The sequence below is a fragment of the Paracoccus alcaliphilus genome, assembly GCF_028553725.1.
Classification (GTDB): Bacteria; Pseudomonadota; Alphaproteobacteria; order Rhodobacterales; family Rhodobacteraceae; genus Paracoccus; species Paracoccus alcaliphilus.
Genome location: NZ_CP067124.1, coordinates 823,470 through 842,357, shown reverse-complemented (window position 1 = coordinate 842,357; position 18,888 = coordinate 823,470). Strand labels below are relative to the sequence as shown.

15 protein-coding genes are annotated in these 18,888 nt (G+C 57.9%); 9 read left to right on the top strand and 6 right to left on the bottom strand.

Annotated features, from left to right (window positions below):
• Positions 1 to 551: 551 nt before the first annotated feature.
• The 5 genes from JHW40_RS04415 to JHW40_RS04395 form a co-directional block, all read right to left on the bottom strand.
• Positions 552 to 1,508: a retron St85 family RNA-directed DNA polymerase gene (locus tag JHW40_RS04415; RefSeq protein WP_090613932.1), complete on the bottom strand. Its 957-nt coding sequence runs from the start codon at positions 1,506 to 1,508 to the stop codon at positions 552 to 554.
• On the bottom strand, positions 1,505 to 2,467 hold the full coding sequence (locus JHW40_RS04410; protein WP_272849065.1) for a retron St85 family effector protein: 963 nt from the start codon (positions 2,465 to 2,467) through the stop codon (positions 1,505 to 1,507). The genes JHW40_RS04415 and JHW40_RS04410 overlap by 4 nt, the downstream gene beginning before the upstream one ends.
• A gap of 612 nt (positions 2,468 to 3,079) precedes the next feature.
• The gene (locus JHW40_RS04405; RefSeq protein WP_170851870.1) at positions 3,080 to 3,760 is read right to left on the bottom strand and encodes a uracil-DNA glycosylase family protein; all 681 of its coding nucleotides are present in this window, start codon (positions 3,758 to 3,760) and stop codon (positions 3,080 to 3,082) included.
• Positions 3,761 to 3,999: 239 nt separating this feature from the next.
• Positions 4,000 to 6,258 (bottom strand): AAA family ATPase, encoded by a 2,259-nt coding sequence (locus JHW40_RS04400; protein WP_090613923.1) that lies wholly within the window; start codon positions 6,256 to 6,258, stop codon positions 4,000 to 4,002.
• A 351-nt stretch (positions 6,259 to 6,609) separates the two neighbouring features.
• Entirely contained in the window at positions 6,610 to 6,789 is a 180-nt protein-coding gene (locus JHW40_RS04395; RefSeq protein WP_244519254.1) for a helix-turn-helix domain-containing protein, read from the bottom strand.
• 253 nt (positions 6,790 to 7,042) lie between these two features.
• Here JHW40_RS04395 and JHW40_RS04390 point away from each other — a divergent pair, with 253 nt between their 5' ends.
• From JHW40_RS04390 to JHW40_RS04365, 6 genes are all read left to right on the top strand, one after another.
• On the top strand, positions 7,043 to 7,240 hold the full coding sequence (locus JHW40_RS04390) for a hypothetical protein (protein ID WP_244519251.1): 198 nt from the start codon (positions 7,043 to 7,045) through the stop codon (positions 7,238 to 7,240).
• 180 nt (positions 7,241 to 7,420) lie between these two features.
• Complete coding sequence (locus JHW40_RS04385; protein WP_090613918.1) at positions 7,421 to 7,930, top strand: hypothetical protein; 510 nt, start codon at positions 7,421 to 7,423, stop codon at positions 7,928 to 7,930.
• A gap of 159 nt (positions 7,931 to 8,089) precedes the next feature.
• On the top strand, positions 8,090 to 8,317 hold the full coding sequence (locus JHW40_RS04380) for a helix-turn-helix domain-containing protein (protein WP_090613917.1): 228 nt from the start codon (positions 8,090 to 8,092) through the stop codon (positions 8,315 to 8,317).
• Positions 8,318 to 8,523: 206 nt separating this feature from the next.
• Positions 8,524 to 9,051 carry a hypothetical protein gene (locus JHW40_RS04375; protein ID WP_090613913.1) on the top strand — a complete coding sequence of 176 codons (528 nt, stop codon included), beginning with the start codon at positions 8,524 to 8,526 and terminating at the stop codon, positions 9,049 to 9,051.
• A 10-nt stretch (positions 9,052 to 9,061) separates the two neighbouring features.
• Positions 9,062 to 12,418: a TniQ family protein gene (locus JHW40_RS04370; protein ID WP_090613911.1), complete on the top strand. Its 3,357-nt coding sequence runs from the start codon at positions 9,062 to 9,064 to the stop codon at positions 12,416 to 12,418.
• Complete coding sequence (locus JHW40_RS04365) at positions 12,402 to 13,109, top strand: hypothetical protein (protein WP_090613908.1); 708 nt, start codon at positions 12,402 to 12,404, stop codon at positions 13,107 to 13,109. The genes JHW40_RS04370 and JHW40_RS04365 overlap by 17 nt, the downstream gene beginning before the upstream one ends.
• A 261-nt stretch (positions 13,110 to 13,370) precedes the next feature.
• Here JHW40_RS04365 and JHW40_RS04360 read toward each other — a convergent pair whose 3' ends face one another.
• Complete coding sequence (locus JHW40_RS04360; RefSeq protein ID WP_090613905.1) at positions 13,371 to 14,258, bottom strand: MurR/RpiR family transcriptional regulator; 888 nt, start codon at positions 14,256 to 14,258, stop codon at positions 13,371 to 13,373.
• Positions 14,259 to 14,449: 191 nt separating this feature from the next.
• On the opposite strand from JHW40_RS04360, the gene JHW40_RS04355 reads away from it, so the two are divergent.
• Genes JHW40_RS04355 through JHW40_RS04345 form a run of 3 tightly spaced genes read left to right on the top strand, consistent with a single transcriptional unit; the run spans position 14,450 to position 18,861 of the window.
• The gene (locus JHW40_RS04355; RefSeq protein ID WP_090613903.1) at positions 14,450 to 15,775 is read left to right on the top strand and encodes an aspartate aminotransferase family protein; all 1,326 of its coding nucleotides are present in this window, start codon (positions 14,450 to 14,452) and stop codon (positions 15,773 to 15,775) included.
• Between the two features lie 6 nt (positions 15,776 to 15,781).
• On the top strand, positions 15,782 to 17,275 hold the full coding sequence (locus tag JHW40_RS04350) for a M81 family metallopeptidase (protein WP_090613900.1): 1,494 nt from the start codon (positions 15,782 to 15,784) through the stop codon (positions 17,273 to 17,275).
• Positions 17,272 to 18,861: an ABC transporter substrate-binding protein gene (locus tag JHW40_RS04345; protein WP_090613898.1), complete on the top strand. Its 1,590-nt coding sequence runs from the start codon at positions 17,272 to 17,274 to the stop codon at positions 18,859 to 18,861. The genes JHW40_RS04350 and JHW40_RS04345 overlap by 4 nt, the downstream gene beginning before the upstream one ends.
• Positions 18,862 to 18,888: the final 27 nt, after the last annotated feature.

Below are 18,888 nucleotides of genomic sequence, written 5' to 3'. Positions count from 1 at the left end.
CAAAAGGCGGTCTTTCTGGATGATAGATGAGCCAAACGCGTTGGCTAACCTGTCAAACGCGTGACTTACAGCATTCTTGTCTGCTTGATGTGACGCCCGGAGCGTCGATACCGGCCCTTACCGGACGGTCGAGCCTTGCCGATGCTGCGCGGCAGCATTCCCCGAAGCGGCCACTGGACATGGGGCGCGGCATCTCGGGCTACGGAGCGTTCGCTATGCGAGACATTTCTGCCGTTCGCAAGTGGGGCGGAGCAACACGCAACATCGCCCCCAAGCTGATCTGCTGGGCGGAAGGCGGAGTGGTCGGCGCTGACCTCAAGGGCGAACAGCCGATTTACGACAATGCGGTAGAGCACCCGAAGCAAGTCATCGGAGCTGCCGTTCGGGGAAACAGTAGCCAAACTACAGAGAGATCACTCCCGGAAATTGCACAGATCTACAAAAAACCAGAAAGGAGGCTGCGGGGCGATAGGGGTTCTTAAATGCTTCCGCTGCAATAGCGCGGCCGGAAGGCAATTTCTTGCCTGATGTATCTATAATAGTCAACACGGCTATTGCTGCGGTATTCTTTTTGGGATGCGATACCGCTGGATATATTTGATCACCTCATCTCCATATCTTTCCCTCAATGTCATTATAAAGGCTGGCTCGGCGCTATTCGCAAAACCAAGTAAACCCTTAAGTTCTGCGAGGGAGGGGAGATCCAATTCCCCCTTGGATGCGCGATAAACTGCGGCATGGATAAGACGCTTTCGCTCACGCCCAATTGATACGCTCCCATCGTTTGTCAGCGTCAGTCCAGTAACTTTTCTACCATACTTGCGCGTCACTCGCGTGGTTTTATCATCGTTAATTTTTAACCTTGGGCGATCAATGGACTTGATTGCTGCTCGAACGATTCTATCAACGTTGACGAGGTGTCCTGTTCGAGGCGCAGAGAAGGTTAGATCATCTGCATATCTGGTGTATCTAACGTGATCCCTTCCTACAGCATCAGTGACCAGCTTGTCGAAATCAAACATCAAAGCATTTGATAAAAATGGCGACGAGGGTGCGCCAATGGCAAGTCGGTGTATAGAGCTCCCCTTTGGTCTGTGAAATAAAATAAGGCTCGTTGCCTTTACGTCGTCTGCCTCCGTCAAGACCCCCGTTTTCTCACAGTATGCTGACCAGTCCGCAGGTCTAATTGAGGGGAAAAAATCTTTGAAATCCATTTTAAGTATTGGACCATCCCCTGCATGACGCAAAGCATTATCTCTAATCGACATGCCTGTTCTGTAAGCCGTTGCGGCCTCATGTAGTGGGAGATTGCGAAGCAGAATTTCGATGAGGCCTCTCTGCAGTGCCTTCACTTCAATGGCAGGCTGTGATATCTCTCGAAATCCTCCTGCTTGCTTGGGGATGCGGTAAGTTTTATATCTTATGGGCGCAGTTTGGATAATTCTCTCTACAAGTAATACATCCATGCCTGTCTGGAGGGATAGCGCCTTAACGATATTAGAACTCATATTGCCTCCCTTAGGGTCGCCTGGATGCTACTGAAGCGAACCTTATCGGTGCCTTTCCAGTGTTCGATCACACGCGCACGCCATCGGTCCTTATCTCTTTCCTCCGGCGGAAGACTCTTTCGCAATTTATATTCAATAGCCTGACCGATGTTGGGGAGTGCGCAATAGTACTCCTCAACGCCTCTTTTGTCTTTTCTAATCCATTTCGCCCCAATTGCACACGTCAGGTAGTTTGTAATCTTCGGCAGAGTCACCTTTAAGTTCATCGCAAAAAGCAACACGTCGATCTCTGCGTCGGTCAAGGCGCCGTAGTGTTGAATAAGGCCGACTATAAGCTTAATAATGTGGCCTGGTCTGTTTGGGTCAAATGTAGTTTTTTCTCTGTAATCTTTCTTCCGCTTCTCAATGGCGGAAACCAGCGTTGCTGAAAAGATGTTCAGATCTACGCTCTCGACACTTCTAATGTCGGGAATATTTATATCCGCTCTGTTCAATACGCATACGGATGATTTTCCATGCTCTTCCTCCAGCTTCCGGATTGGGCCGAGCTTTACAAAGGAGTTTTCTGCATAATTTTTATCGTCCATTATGACGAGAAGTCGAATGGCTATCTCTTCGACCATGGAAAAGGCACCCAGCTCCGCAATGCTGCCATAACTTTCCGAAAATAGGATAATCAAATCGACAATTTGAGCGAACTCGCTTTCAAAGCTCAGCCAGTCTTGGTAATGTGGGTCGGGGCCAAATATATTAAAATCTTCCGGCGCGAGGTTTGTATAATCCCTAAATGGAATGCGCCCGTATATCTGCGTATATGCCTGACGGAGAGACTTCGGTTTTGGTGAATTCACCACGATAGGCCCGCCACATAGCAGGATTATCGGACTTGGTGCGCGCACATGAAGTGAGCCCGCTTCGAAGCGGTCAACCAAGTCTATTATATCACCCCCGGCTATCACTTACCCTCGAAGGTGTGGGTGTACGTGTGGTCTTACCGAGCGGAGAGGCCACTTGTGGCGGTAAGACCACACGTGCACCCACACCGGATAAAACCTAACAATCAATTGAGGTCTGACGAAACGTCTGACCAAGCACGCAAGGTGCTTATCGCGTAAGCTATCCGATAGCTCACATGTCACAGGCCTCAATGTCAAGTATTTTCCTCTTGGCGATTACGGAAAAGTATCTGAGAGTTGATACTTAGAACTGTCAAGGCAGTTTCGTGATCTACTATGGACAGGGAACGTGGATGTCATCCTTCAGCATACTAGGTATGGGCCGGTCGTCCGCTACACGTGCGAACGGCGCGCCATGCCGCGGCACAGCAACCGGCAAATTGGCACCCTCAGCCATGCGACTGCGCAAGACAAGCTGGGCGGCTCATAGGAGACGGTCGGCGCCTTAAGCTGCTGCAATGCCGCATGCCCGAAAGCTGCCCCTCAGGATTGACGCGTCCCGAGCGCGCCGTGAAGGTCGACTATAGCGGAAAAAGGTGGCAGTCGCAGGTCAGGTAATCTCATGGAACGTCGGTCGCACAAAAGCACTGACTTTTCAGCAAGCAACACCCAAGTTTACTCATCCTGTGCCGCGTGGGGCCACCATTGGACGGCTTCTAGATCCTGTAATTCTCGGACCCGGTTCGCGCGTCTCAGCGGGTTCTGATAGTCGAAGTATGCTGCTCTCCTTGCAGTGGGGTGGGCGCAGAAAACGCTGGTTGGAGGCTCCTGCAGATGCCGTGTTGCGGAGTTGAAGCGCTCCAAGGCTTCTCCTCCGAACAATAGGAAGACCGGAGCTCCGTTCTTCGCAGCCAGGTGACCAACCACCCTCTCCGTCACCGGTCGCCACAGCGCCCGATGCGCATTCTGGAGCCGCGCGCGTCGGCGCTTTCGTTCTGCTCGGTCTGGATGATGTTCGATCTCGGTAAAGGTCCAGGCAGCATTGAGGAACAACACCCCTTGCTCTGCCAAGCCATCGAAATACTGCGTCATTGCTGCCCGGTCGTTTAGGTGGGCTCCGACCTGAGCTCGAATTGCGCCCCAGCCGCGAACATCTCTGTCGGCCATGCGAGCCGGTGCCATCGCCGTCAGGCCCGACTGGAGAATTCGTCTCAGGCTGCTCGCAATGCCGCGAAGGTCGGCCGCGCCGTCCTCGAAGGCGCGGCCCGTGGCGCGGTCACGTTCCGGATACGGGTCTTGTCCGATAGCGAAAACTCGGACCTGCGCTGGTTCGATGTGGCGGAATGCCCGGAACATCTGATGACCTTCGTCCGGTGCCTGCAAAGGTGGATGAGATTGTCTGAACTCCTCATCCAGAACTCGTGCGAGCGAGGGTGCGTCGAAATTGGGGAGCGCTCCGCCGAAAGCCTCGCGCCAAGCGTCGGGTATAGCGTCTGCCCACCCGTCCAGTTCTGCTCGCATGTGGTCCTGAAGGGTCACGGCCCCTCGACCTTCCAAACAAACCCGCTTTGCTTGTGGTGTGTACGGATTTCCAGTTATCCCTTGGCCAACGCTTCCAGCCCAGCGAAGTGCAAGGGCGCGCTGTGCTTGATCATCTCTAGAAGGTAGGTTGTATTCTTCTGTGTCTCAGCCACCAAGGCTGGATCAAAGCCCTTACCCGTGAAGTGCGACAGGTCATTGGTGAACTTGAGGATCGCGGTTTTTTTGTGCGGATCGAAGTCAGTCTTCTCGAGCTTTCGATAGAGTTTGTCCTTAGACGGAATGTGAAAATCTAGGAAGGTTTCTAGGACTTTCCGGGCGACATTCGGGATGTGGTAGCAGCTCAAAATCGAGCCGTCGCTTTGGAATGAGTATAGCACCTTGAACAAGTAATGGTACTCGGTCGCATGGTCGATGAGAAGCTGATCGAGGGGGGCAAGGCGCGCCGAGCGGCCCACGTCGGTCTCGGAGCAAAGCACCATCGAGTAAGAACACTGCTTCTTGATAGCGCCCGGGAGGTTCTGGAACCAGTTGATCACGAGCCGTAAGAATTCGTGATTGTGAGTCAGGATGAACAGTTGTTTGGCGCCCTGTGCCGCAACCTTTAAGAACGAAAAAGCCTGATATATCGCGCCGGAATCAAGGCTGGAGATTGGGTCGTCGATGACAACTACCCCTTCGGCTAGGTCGAAATCCTGATCCTTCAATTGAACGAGGAAGTATAGGAATGCGATGGCGGTCTTCTCTCCCTCGCTCAATCGCCTCGCAGGTTTACCTCGACGCAGGACGACGTAGCCGTCCTTACTGTTCTCAAAGACCAGATCGGTGCGACCGAGGAACTGCTTCAGATGCGCGGTCAGCTCTTCGCCACCTTTGTGCTCGTTCGAGATCTGAGCCTGCTTACTCGTGATTGATAGCGTAATATCAGCGAGGCTCCGCTTGTCCGGCAGACCGTCGCCGCCATTCATAAGAAGCTCTCCCTCGGCTTTCTTGGCGGTGATCTTAGAGGCAGTCTCACCGACCTGCTCTTTAATTGTCAGAAGATAATGGGCTTCGATAGCATCTCTCGCCGAATGTTTTCCAAGTTCAAAGCCCTTGGTTTTGTCGTCGTGCCTTTGCATCACATCAGCAATCGATGTGAGGCCCGCTTTCAGGGCTTCTGAATCTGATTCTATCTTAGCCTCATATGCCTCGGTTCGCCGCGTCAGCTTGTCTACCAATACAGCATCGACAATACGCACCCGCTGCCTGACAGCTTCTACCTCGGTCGCGAAGACACTGACGGCGGTGTCGTAATCAACGCGAAGCTCAGGATATAGCGCGAGGCGATCCGGGAATGTGAACTCTCCGAGAGCTCCCATCACGCTGGAAAGCCATGCGCGCTCTTTGTCGATCTCGGCCTTGAGTTGTTGATCTTCCACGCTGAAGTGCTCCGCAAGCGCCTGAAGCCGGGCAGTCGGTAATGGTTGCGAACAAAACTCGCAATTCTCGCTCGCATGAGCTTTGTGTAGGCCGATACCTTCTTCCACCCAAGTGGCGATCATCGGGTGATTGGCCAAGCGCGAGATTACGGCAGACGAAGCGGAGCGTACCGTGAGGGCCTTACAGCGCTGCGCCAACGCGTGAGCAGCACCCACCGGACCGATAGTCTTATCGGTGCCGGGCTCGATTATACCGGGCACATTGAGTTTGCCTACCTCAGACATTTGCACCTGACGGACGGCCGCGCGATGGACCTCCAGTTCGGCGTCACTAAGTGATTTCGGACTTGTAAGCTTCGCGAAGGCTGTCTCGGCGTCGGGCTTGCGATAGGTGCGAAGGGTTGAGCCGCTCGTCGCCTCGCCGATGGTCTTAGCTATGGAAGAGAAAACTTTTCCCCGCTCGGTTTCCAGCTTGGCGACGGCATTGGTGATATCTTGGATCCGCTTGGTGCGATCGTCCCTCGTTGCGATTTCTGCCTTGATTTCTTCTGCGACGGACTTGTTCTCCTCGCCCAAGATTAGGATATGGCGAAGGGGCCCATCGAATCGGCCGATGTTGGCCTCTACAAAGTCGCTGTTGAATGCGCGGACATTCCTCAAGTATTTCTGGCCATGGCTCAACGGCCCGGATTGCGTATCGACATAAAATTCGAGGTGCGGGTAATCACTATGTTCCCCAGCCTGAAGGCAGGCGAGAAGCCGTGAAAAGGTCGTCTTGCCTGAGCCATTCTCGCCGTAAACGACATTGAATCGTTCGAATGCCTTTAGCTCTGGCGGCGCGGCGTAATTATCAAATACACCGAGGCTTTTGATCTTCTTGATATGTGTGAGCAATTTCCCTCCGCGTTCTACGCTAGTACCGGTCGCGGCGTTTGCGGGATAGTGTCGGCAATTTGTAGGTAAGGTTCAACTCGACGATACCGCAACTCATGCATCGCGGTCTATACATGTATTGCTTCGCAAGGAGCTCACAGACGCCCCAACTTTTCGCTGCGCACTGTATGAATGACTGGTTTCGAGAATGTCTGGCCGCAGGCACGCGGCGCTGCCGCCAGACGGCTTTCCGCCAGTCACCGGTCGTGGGGCAGGATGATTGCTGCACCGCGCGCGGATGACCGCTTTCCCGGGTTTGCTGCAGGTGCCACGCCGCACCGCGGACAGTCGGCTTTCCGCCCTCTTGGTAGATTAATCAACCTTCAGCAGCGTCCAGCTCTCAACCCCGAGCCCGTTAGCAACCCTGTACAGATTGTCGATAGAGATGTTTTGCTCCGACCGTTCGACCGCACTCAGATAGGTCCGGTTCAACCCACACTCGTTGGCCAGATACTCTTGCGACCAGCCACGCTCGGCCCGAAGCCTACGCATGTTGCGCGCTACGATGTCTCGCAGGGGGCTTCTGGGGGTCGTTTTCATGCACAATGCTATTGTGCGCCGAAGTTTTTAACTCTACCTGTTTTAACATTCATTCGACATTCAGGAGCCTGATATGCCCCAACAATGTCCGCATTGCATGAGTGAGATTCACGCTGAAGCGACAACCTGCCCGAGCTGCGGCGCACAACGCGGCATCCTGAAGCCGGGCTGGTCGGCTGAAAGATGGCGAGGTGCGGCGCAGATCATGTTCATCGGCGCAGGCCTCGCCGCGCTGATCGGCCTCGCTCTGGGCTATTCAGCGGCCACGAGCTCGTGGCAGGTAAACTGGGGCGTGGGCTTTTTCATGTTCATGCTGCTCAGCCCGTTCATGCTGCTTTTCGGCATTGCAGGGCTGGTGATGCGCCGCTTCATTCCCCGGATGCAGGAAAGCTGGTTCCGATGAGCAGCCTGCGACGCAAACGGCAGATGGGCGGCCCCAAACGCACCTCGATCAGCCTCAGCCCTGAGGCGCATAAGTCTTTGCGTATCGAGGCCCTGCGGCACGACATGACCATGAGCCAGCTGATCGCGCAGGCGCTGGCCGATGCAGGGGCGTCGATATCCCGGCCGAGGATCTGGAAGAATGAAGGCACATCTCGCCGCCCTGATGATGGCGCTCGCCAGCCCGGCTCTGGCCGATGGCTGGTATTTCGAGGCATCGCTGGAGGGTGGGGCGGAGTTCTGGACTTTCACCAACGAGACCGGCGATGTCAGCCCGCGCCGCCAGCACGGCAACGAAATCTGGATCACCCGCACCTATGAGGTGAACGGGCTGGACGCGAATGGCACCTGCGACTTCAATAACTGCACGGTGACCGTCATCCTGGCGGGGCGCGCGCCCGCTGCCGGGGAGCGGGTCAGCATCCTGTTCTCGAATGGCGAGCGGCTGAAATTCGCGGCCAGCGGCAGTCAGGCGCTGATGAGCAATTCAAGCACCGCCGGGATGGGGGCGACCAACCTGTTCGTCCACAACCTGCGCCGTGCCGCATGGGTCGAGATCGGGTTTGGCGGCATGCAGCACCGTTTTGATCTGAAGGGATCGGCGGCCGCACTGGATGCAATCAAGCCATACCTGACGGGGAACGCGCAATAGCGGTCGGGCCCGAGCGCGAATTGCGAAAATCACCGGATTTCGGCACGCCACTCTATCTAAATACAATTCGTTTTCAATGGCATAGCAATAATTACTGCTCGCCTGGTGATTCGTTGTGTGCAATGGTGATTCGCGAATCACCTACAAAAAGGCTTCGCCATGAACGATTGCTGCCATGAGATGTTACGAGCTCGTCTGAGACTCGCAGGCTCAAGCTTCAGCGCAATCGCTCGTGAGTTGGGTATCACGCCTTCATCGGTCAGCCTTGTATCGCAAGGCCACAGGCGGTCTGAGAAAGTAGAAAGGGCCATAGCTAGTAAGCTTCAGACACAGCCTGAAATCATTTGGCCCGCCCGCTATACGAAGGAGAGAAAAGTGACGCCTTAGAAAGCAAAAGGCCCCAGAGGCCGAGCCCCGGGACCTTGCTTAGATTTGTCGATTTGGAATCCCGACGCCCTGAGCATCCCAAACCTCGCATACGAAGTCAAGGATCGGCGCAGCCTGCGTCGACCACAAGATTCGTGTTGCCTTCGCTCATCGTGATCGCCCGAGTTCATGGGCGATCACCTGTCAAAACTTGCCAGGGATGTGACATGAACCCCTTCTTCCGTTTTCCCGTGCTGGCCGAGGCCAGCCGTATCTTTCCGGCGCGCTCAAAGGCGAGTGCGCGCGTCCAGGTCGTTGATGTGCGATCTTTTTTGCCCCGACCTGTCATCAGCAGGCTTGAATCTGGACTGGAAGCCCATTGCTGGGATCAGCTGGTTGCGAACCCCGACATTCGTGAGGTGCGGGCGCAACCCCCTGCCATCAGCTACGTCGACACGCGGGGCAAACACGTCACTCATCATTTCGACTTCTTGGCGAAATATGTCGATGGCACAGCGAGTGCCGTGGCCGTTCGTCCGTTGACCCGTGTCCGCAAGTACCGCTTCGAAGACACGCTGAGGCTCATCGCCGCGCAATTGCCCAGATCCTTCGCGACACGGGTCCTGCTGTTCACCGATGCGGACGTGCCCCGGCAGACGATCGTTCCGCACGCCCCAACGACGCGTCTGATTGAGCGCGCCAAAGAGCTGGGCGCGCCTGTTGTCCCACCTTTCTCCCACATGATGCTCGCTTGAGGGGGGCGCTATGAAACACAGCGATTTTAACCGCCTCGATCTTATCATCCTTGATGGTGCCGAATATCGAGTTTCTTCACATGATACTGACGGTATCGTCTTGGCCGGCATAGCCGCACCGCACATCACCCGCAGCATCACACACGGTGAATTAGAAGAGCTGCTCCGCAGCCCTCGCTTCCGTTATGTCGCGGAAGGAGCGTCACGCGCTGTCGCTGAGCGAGGGCTGATCGGGTTACCAGAACATTTCCGTGACCTCCCGGAAGCCAAGCGCGACATAGCGCTGTGGAGGCACCTGTATGTGGAAGAACTACTGCGATACGTCGACGCCGGTCTGAGCAAGCGCACCGAAGCATCCGTAAATGCCATTCTGCCCGCCATAATCGGGGCCGTGGAGATGGCGATCCGCAAACGCCAGCGTGGGCTCGTAAAGCGCGCGGGGCGCAAAGAGGCCCTGCACACACCGCCCTGCGCCAAAACGCTGCTCACCTGGAAACGAGACTACGTGAACAGCGGTTTTAACATCATGGCTTTGGTTCCCCAAACGCATCGCTGCGGGAACAAACGTCACATGCTGCCCGGAGAACGCGCCGCCTTCGATGCGCTGATCGCTGAATATGCTTCTCCGCTTCGCCCGAGCATCGACGGCATCCACGAGAGGGCGACAAACCTTTATGCGGATTTCAATCGAGGGCGTGCTGAACAGGATCTGCCTAAACTAAAACCGCCATCCCGCTCCTCGGTCTATCGTGCGATCAGGCAGATGGATCCCTACGAAAGCTACCTTCAACGTCACGGCGCGGATGCCGCCAACAAGAAATTTGCGCTCATCGAATATGGCGTGCAAGTGCTACGGCCGATGGAACGGGTCGAGATTGATGAGTGGGAGGTCGATCTCACGACTTTGATCTTCGATGCTAGCCTGCTTGACCAGCTGACGGCGCAGCAGGCCACCGCCCTCGAAGTGACGCGCCTGGTCGTCTGCGTTGCCATCGACTGCGCCACGCGATGCGTTGTCGGGCTCACCCTGTCCAGATCGACCAGTTCGCAAGCGGCTATCCGGACGCTGGAAATGGTGACGACCGACAAAACTGCCATCGCGCTCAGTTTAGGCTGTCGGGCTGGCTGGCATCAGGGCGGACGCCCGGAATTCATCGCCGCCGATATGGGCTCCGCTTTCGTCAGCGAAGATTTAAAGATCGCCTGCGCGGGATTACATGCGCGCCTGATGAATCCGGCTGGCGGCGTCGCTAAACTCAGGTCTCGCATTGAGCGCCTGTTCGGCACGTTTTCATCGCATTTCGTCAGCCGTTTTCGGGGGCGGACATTCTCAAACCCCGTGCAGCGGGGCGATTACAACGCAGAAGCCGAAGCGTCCCTCACCGATCAGGACCTTCTGGAGGCATTTGTGACCTATATCGTCGACGTCTATCACCAGCGCCGTCATGCTGGTCTTCAAGGCGAAACGCCAGCAGATTGCTGGAACCGACTTGTCGACAAATACGGCCTGCCTACCCCGGTAGATGCGATGGATCGCCGGGCCATATTCGGTGTGGAGCTTGAACGCACAATTTCTGGTCGCGGGGTTCGCGTGTTCGGTGCCGACTTCACCTGCGACGAGCTGCGCGATGCTTATAAGCATCGTCACCAGCGGAGTGTGCGCCTCCGGTTCGACCAAATGGACCTCGGCTGGATCGCCGTCGAAATCGACGGAACCTGGTATCCGGCTCATGATCTGTCCGGGGCGCTGACGGGAATATCATTTTACCAATGGTCGGCTTTTGCCCAAACCGTCATGGAGCATAATCGCGAACGCGCTGCAGTTTCGGCGGAAATTTTACACGACGGGTTTCCTGCCCCGCACACCCGAGAAACCGTCGCTTCCTATGGATACCGCATCGCCCGCCTGTCAGGTCTCTCATCGCTTCCCGAGATGGCCTATCTGTTCGATCTGGACCTCCGCGCCTTGCTGATGGGGGACAGGCACAGCGTCGAGCGTTTGGCCAGATATACAGGCTGTGACCCGGCTGCTCTCAGCAACGGTGCGCTTGACGCCAGCAATCCCCGACGGCTGCAACTCGGCGTCGATCCCCGAAACAAGGTCATGTCCGCTAAGGATCGCTTCCGATTTTGCCCGGCCTGTCTGGGTGAGTTGGCAGACGGTCATCTGAGATCCGCTTGCCTTGCTCGCACGGATTGGCTGATCGATGCGAACCACGTTTGCGCCGAGCACGAGATCCGTCTGATGACGATAACGCCCCGCAAAGCTTCGCGCATCCAGCCGGATCTGTCGTCTTTGGTCTTGCAGCTGACGGCAGCACAGAAGGCAATGTGGCAACCTGATCACCCAACCTCGTTGGAGTGCTATATAGCAGAGCGGTTGGGCGGGATGCATGGAGGCCGATGGATCGACGATCTTCAGCTCGATGTCATCATCCACACGGCGGAGGTGTTTGGGGCGATGGCTTCGCGTGGCGCCAACGCAAGCTGGCAAGATATTTCCGCTGACGAGCGCCGGCGACATGGATGTATCGGAGCGGACGTTCTGACCGAGGGGCCAGCGGCCGTGAAGGATTTTCTGCACGATCAGATTGGTCGAGGCCGGCATGGCAACGATTATCGCAAGGCCTTCGGCAAGGCATTTGATCAATTCTACTTTCGAAAGGACCAGCCGGCTTACCGGCCGATATGCGAAGTCATGGCCAAATACGTTGGCGAGAATTTTCGTTTCACCGGGCAAGAGAAGGTTTTCGGCATTCTGACGCGTGGCATTCAGCCGACAACGTTGCGCTCCCTCTGCAAGCAGCATGGCATTGGAACGAAGATCACGTCACTTGTGCTGAAAGCACAATACGGCATTCGGGCCGGGGAAAGCCACGTTGTCGATCCAGCGCTGATCGCTGAGCTTGCACCAAAGCTCAGAGACCTCCTCAACGCTCAAGATGCCGGGCGTCACTTGGGCATATGTGTCGAGGTCTTGCGGACACTCATTGCGGACCAGCTTTTGCTGCCAGATTTCCGGTTCAACAATAGAATGATGGGGTTCAGGCCAGAGACTTTGGATGCATTCCTGGGCACCTGGGTGGCTCCAACAAAAATTCGAAAGACACGGCGGAAAGTAGCTTGCAAACCGTTGACAATCTTCGCTCGCGCACACCGGACGCGAACATCGCATGTCCTGCTGGCGGCTGATGCCGCTGAGGTTAACTTCACCTATGATCGCAGGAAACAGGGACTCGGCGCATTGGGCATCGCGGAGAAGGATTCAGCTGCGGTATTGGAAAGGTTGCGCATTTTTCCCAGAAATAGGGCTGCGCTGGCGTCAACAGACTCAACAGGACTGAAAAACCATGGCAAGATTCAGTAAAGGTCGCAGGTCCCAGATTCCCTTTGGGGAGCTTTCCCGCCGACGGCAGCGCGACGCCTTCGTTCAATTGCGGTGGCGGATCCTGTGCGATACGCCGCGCTATGGCGGTATATTCACCAGTCATCAAACGCTGGATGAGCCCGGACGACCCGATGTCTATAATCAGTGGTTCGATTTCATGTTTCTTAGCATGGATGGCCATACGATTTGGAATGCTGAGATCATCACAGGCCAGATGGCATTCTGGGACCAAGTCAGCGAACTGGCTTGGGAGCAAACCCAGTCTCTGCTGACCGAGGCCGAGTTTGAGGCAGAGTTTCGTTGGAAAACCGTACAGGTGCCGTCGGTGCGTGGTCAGAAAATGCATCGGGTTATTTTCCCCGAACCGCGTCGCTATGTCTCCCTCGACGGCCTGACGGTACGAGAGCACCAGGAACGCACAGCATCGCAGATTCTGAAAGATTCCCCGCCAGATATCTATGAGTCCTTTGAAATTGATCGTTCGTACAGCTACGGCGTAGGACTGCATATGGTGGTGGATGCGCCGGTCATCGACCAAGGTATCATTGAGCGTGCTGTCCATACATTCCGAGAGCGTGGCGAGGGCGAATGGGTCAGTACGGTCCCGATTCCGCGCAACCATCTGCCGATGCAGACCGAAGCTAAGGCAATGGCTCCATACCGAGAGTAACACCTTGCCCTGTCAGCAGGTTGAACCGGCGACACGTGAAAAGAAGATATGGTGAGTGAGTTCAGCTATGTCGGTACTCTCGGTCCAAGACGCTTGTCAAGATGGTGGCAACGAAGGCTAATTACCGGCGACTGGGCCGCCCGATGAAGTATCGTTCACACTCAGCGCGAATATCCCGCCACTTGCTTATGGCCAATGAGCGCGGATGAAGCTCGCTTACGGGCAAAGGCAGCGGGCATGGTGAATCTTGGCGCGGCCCCACTACCTTTCAACAGGAACTGAACGCCGCTTCGGACCTGTGTAATATGTGTTCAACTCAAGCAGATGGCGGTCGGCGTTCTGCAACGCGGTCAGCGCGCCGTCGCGGTTGCGGTTGGCCAGCAGGCCGCACAGCACCTCGGAGACCGCCAAAGCCGGGGCCAGCGTATGAAAGAAGGTCGGGCTTTCGGTAGGGCACAGGATCACCTCGTCAGCTATGGCAACCAAGGGTGACACCTCGCTGTCGGTAATGGCCACCACGGCCAGTCCCTTGTCATGCGCCATGTTCGCCAGCTCCAACGAATGCCGCGCATAAGGGTTGATCGACATCACCAGCAGCACATCCTCGGGGCCGGCACTCATCAGCCCGTCGCCGACCGTGCCTGCCGGGCCGTCCAGATGCACGCTGCTCTCGCCCAGCAAGGTCATCACATAATGGAAATGCCACGCAACCAGATGGCATGAGCGCAGTCCGAGAACATAAATCTTGTGTGCTTCTGCAAGGCGTGCGGCGGCAGCTTCCATCTGGGCGATGGTAGCGGACTCTGTCAGGCGGGCGATCTGCATCGATAGGCTCTGCAGCATCTGTCCGGTCAGTCCTTCGCCGCTTGTGCTGGCGCGCTCTTGCTGGGCAGCGAAGCCGTCGCTGCGTTGGCGGATAGCCTGGGCATGATGGGTGCGGATGTCGTCATACCCGTTCATTCCCAGGAACTTTGCCAACCTCGTCATGGTCGAGGGCTGCACCCCGGCGTTGCGCGCCAGATGCCGCATCGAGACCAGCGCCACCTCATCGGGATGTTCCAGAATGTAGCGGGCGGCCCGCTGCAACTGCGAGGGCATGTCGTCAAAGATGGAGATCAGGCGGGCCCGCAGGGCGTCCTTGTGAGACATTCGTTCAAAGCCTTTTGGAAAGGAGAATGGATAGAACTGCGCCAAAGTGCAACAGATTTGGTCAGATGAAGGTGAAACAAACGTCCTGTTTGTGCTTACGTGAGACATTTGTTGCCAAACTGAGTCTATTTTGGCACAAATGGATCAGGGGCAGGGGGCAGGTGATTCCCCTTCATCAACGGGACAAGTCAATGACCAGAATTCTTCACCGCTCGATTGCGGCATCACTGCCGCATGCCGTCGCCGGACAAGGGGTCTATATTCAGGACGCCGCAGGGCGCAGCTATATCGACGGCTCCGGCGGTGCGGCGGTCAGCTGTCTGGGTCACGGCAACGTCGAGGTGCTGGACGCGATGCGCGCGCAGATGGATCGCATTGCCTATGCCCATACCTCGTTCTTCACTACCGATGCGGCCGAAGATCTGGCCGGGAAGCTTGTTGATCTGGCCCCCGAGGGATTGGACTATGTCTATCTCGTGTCTGGCGGATCAGAGGCGGTCGAAGCAGCACTGAAAATGGCGCGCCAGTATCTCGTCGAAATCGGCCAGCCACAGCGACGCCACATCATCGCGCGACGGCAAAGCTATCACGGCAACACGATCGGCGCGCTGGCCACGGGCGGCAATGCCTGGCGGCGCGCGCAGTTTCAGCCGATCCTGCCCGAGACGCATCACGTCTCGCCCTGCTATGCCTATCGGGATCAACGGCCTGACGAATCCGCCGACGATAATGCCCAGCGGCTGGCGGATGAACTGGATGCAAAGATCCGCGAACTAGGTGCGGATGAGGTCATCGCCTTCGTGGCCGAGCCGGTGGTCGGGGCCACGATGGGCGCTGTGCCGGCCGTGCCGGGCTACTTCCGTCGCATCCGCGAGGTCTGTGACCGCCACGGCGTTCTGCTGATCCTTGACGAGGTGATGTGCGGGATGGGCCGCACCGGAAGTCTGTTTGCCTGCGCTGCCGAGGGTGTGCGTCCTGATCTGGTCACCATCGCCAAGGGTCTGGGGGGCGGCTATCAGCCCATCGGCGCGGTGATGCTGTCGGATGCCATCTATCAGGCTTTCGCACAGGGCTCGGGTCTGTTCCAGCACGGTCACACCTATATCTGTCACCCGGTCGCCGCCGCCGCCGCCGGCAAGGTGGTCGAGATCCTTGCCCGCCCCGGCATGATGGAACAGGTCGTGGCAATGGGCGACCGCCTTCAGGCTGGATTGGAGGCCGCTTTGGGCCAGTCGCCTTTCGTCGGGGACATCCGGGGGCGGGGCCTGTTTCGCGGCATCGAACTGGTTGTCGACCGCGACAGCAAGACCCCCTTTGACCCCAAGATGCGCCTGCATGCCAGAATCAAGCGCGAGGCGATGGATCGCGGGCTGATGTGCTATCCGATGGGGGGCACGATCGACGGCGTGCGCGGCGATCACGTCCTGCTGGCGCCGCCCTATATCATCCAGCCCGAAGAGATTGATCAGATCGTCGAGCGTCTTGCCGGGGCGATTACCGCCGCGACGGCGGGCTAAAGCGCCATGACACCGCGTATCGCCTTTGCCGGGTTCAATCTGGAATCGGTCAGTTCGGTTCCGCAGCGTGTCGAACTGGATGAATTCCAGCGCGTCTGCACACGCGGCGATGAGATCCCCGCCCGGTTTCGCGGCACGAACACAGTTCCCGGCGGCTGCATGGCGATTTGCGAAGCCGAGGGTGCCGAGTTCGTGCCGCTGTTTCATACGCTTCTGGGCGCGCTTGGTCCGGCCAGCGACGAAGCGGTCCAGTTCTACACCCGCGAATTGCTGGATGGCGTGGCACAGGCAGCGCCGCTGGACGGGATCGTCCTGTTCCTGCACGGGGCCTGCTGGGCCGAGGGCTATGCGGATGTCGAACGTCACGTCATCGACAGCCTGCGTGCTGCAAAGCCCGATCTGCCTATCGCGGTGGCGCTGGACTATCACGGCAATGTCGATGCGCGGATGCTGCGCGGTGCGGATATCGCCGTCGCCTATCGCCATTCGCCGCATATCGATATGGGCGAGACCGGAGAGCGTGCCACCCGCGCCCTGCTGCGCATGATCCGCGAGGGGCGGCGGCCCGGCCTCGCGGTGGCGCGGCCGGGAATCGTGATCCCCTCGATCATGTCGGCGACCTCATTGATGCCACTGTCTCGGATCATGGCCGAGGCGCGTAAGGCACCTGACTGCGACATCTCGGTCATGGCGGGCTTTTCCTATGCCGATGCCGGGAATACCGGCATGTCGGTCATCTGCATGGATTGGGCAGGCCAGACCTCGGCCGAGGCGCGGGCACTGGAATTCTCTGGCAAGCTGTATGATCTGCGGGCCGAACTTTCGGCGGCGGTGCCGGTGCTGACGGTGGACGAAGCACTGGCCGATCTGGCGGCGCATCCGGCCACGGGACGTCCGGTCGTGCTGCTGGAACATGCCGACCGGATGAACGATTCCACCCATTTTCTGCGGGCGCTGCTGGAGCATGATCCTGGCCCGGTAATGGTGCCGTTCCTTCTGGACCCGGAATCGGCGGTCCAGGCGCATGCGGCGGGCGCGGGCAATCGCATCGCGCTGTCGCTTGCGGGTAAAAGCGCGCCCGAAACCGGCGGTCCCGTGGCGGTTCAGGCCGATATTCTGTGGACCGGGCAGAAGTCCTTTACCGTGTCAGGTCGCTATCAGCAGGGCAGCCATGTCGATCTGGGGCTGACGGCGCTGATCCAGATCGGGCGCGTCCGGGTGTCGGTCGTGTCGCATTTCGCCTTTGCGGTGGATGGCGACGCTTTCACCATCTTTGGTGAAAGCCCCCAAGACTACGAGATCATCCTGCTGCGCTCCAAGACGCATTTCCGCGACTTCTACGAACCCTTGGCGGAGCGCATCCTTGTGGTCGATACCCCTGATCTTGGGCCTGCGAACGTGCAGCTGATCCCCTATCGGCGGCTGGATACGGCCCGCATGTGGCCGTGGTGCAAAACGCCGGACAACACAAAAAAACCAGAAACAGGAGAGGTAAAATGACGATTACGGGATTGCGCGCCCTTGGCATGGCCGCGATGGCGGCATGTTGGATGCAGGCCGTGCCTGCGCTGGCCGAGACCGAGCTGAACGTGGTGATGCAGGCGCCGTTGCGCACGCTGGACCCGCATCTGAGCACGGCGCAGATCGTGCGGACGCATGGCTTCATGGTGTTCGACACCCTGCTGGGCATGGATGCGGATTACAAACCGCAGCCGCAGATGGCGGATTACGCTGTCTCGGACGACGGGCTGACCTATACCTTCACCCTGCGCGACGGGCTGAAATGGCATGACGGCAGCGATGTCACCGCCGAGGATTGCGTGGCCTCGCTGAAACGCTGGGCCGCGAATGATGCGGCAGGCAAGACAATGATGGACTATGTAGCCTCGATCGAGGCCACCTCGGACAAGGTTCTGGTGCTGACGCTGGCGCAACCCTTTGGCCATGTGCTGGAACTGCTGGCCAAACCCTCGCCCGTTCCGCCCTTCATGATGCCGAAGCGGCTGGCGGAAACGCCCTCGGGTGAACAGGTGACGGATATGATCGGCTCGGGACCGTTCAAATTCGTGGCCGAGGAATACCGCCCCGGCGATCAGGCCGTCTATGTGAAGAACGACGACTATGTCCCGCGCAGCGAGCCGATGAGCTGGACCGCAGGCGGCAAGGTCGTCAACGTGGACAAGGTGGTGTGGAAGGCGATGCCGGACATGCAGACCTCGATCAATGCGTTGCAATCGGGCGATGTGGACCTGATCGAGCAGGTGGCCATCGATCTGCTGCCGCTGCTGCAGATGAACGATGAGGTCGAATACGGCGTGCTGAACCCACTGGGCATTCAGGTCACGGGCCGCTTCAATCACCGCCTGCCGCCCTTCGACAATGCCGATGTGCGCCGCGCCGCCATGTATGCGCTGGATCAGGAGCAACTGATGCAGACGGCCATCGGCGACCCTGAATATTACACACTCTGCGTTTCGGCCTATGGCTGCGAGGTGCCGCTGGCTTCGGATGCCGGTGCGGAATATCTGACGGGCAGCGCTGATGAGCGCATGGCCAAGGCAAAAGAGCTGCTGGCGGGATCCGGCTATGACGGCACGCCCGTCCTGATGATGCAGCCGACCGACCTGACCATCCTGTCCACCCAGCCTATCGTTGCCGCCGAGCGCCTGCGCGAGGCAGGCTTCACGGTCGAGGTCGCGTCGATGGACTGGGCCACGCTGCAATCGCGCAAGAACGGCTGGCAACCCGTGGCCGAAGGCGGCTGGAACATGCTGTTCACCTATTGGGGCGTGACCGGCATCTGGAATCCGCTGGTTCATGCGCTGCTGGATGGTTCGGGCAGCGACACCGCCTGGGCCGGCTGGCCCGTCAGCCCCGAAATCGAGGCGCTGCGCAAAGAATACCTCGTCAGCGGTGATCTTGAAGATCAGAAGCGTATCGCATCTGAGATCCAGAGCATCGCCTATGACCAGGGCTTCTATTTCAACGCCGGAGAGGCGCAGACGGTCGCGGCCTGGACCAAAGGGATCGCCGATCTTCAGCCCGGCCCGATCATGCTGTTCTGGGGCGTGACCAAGCCCGAATAAGACCGTGCGGCGGGCGACGGTCCGCCG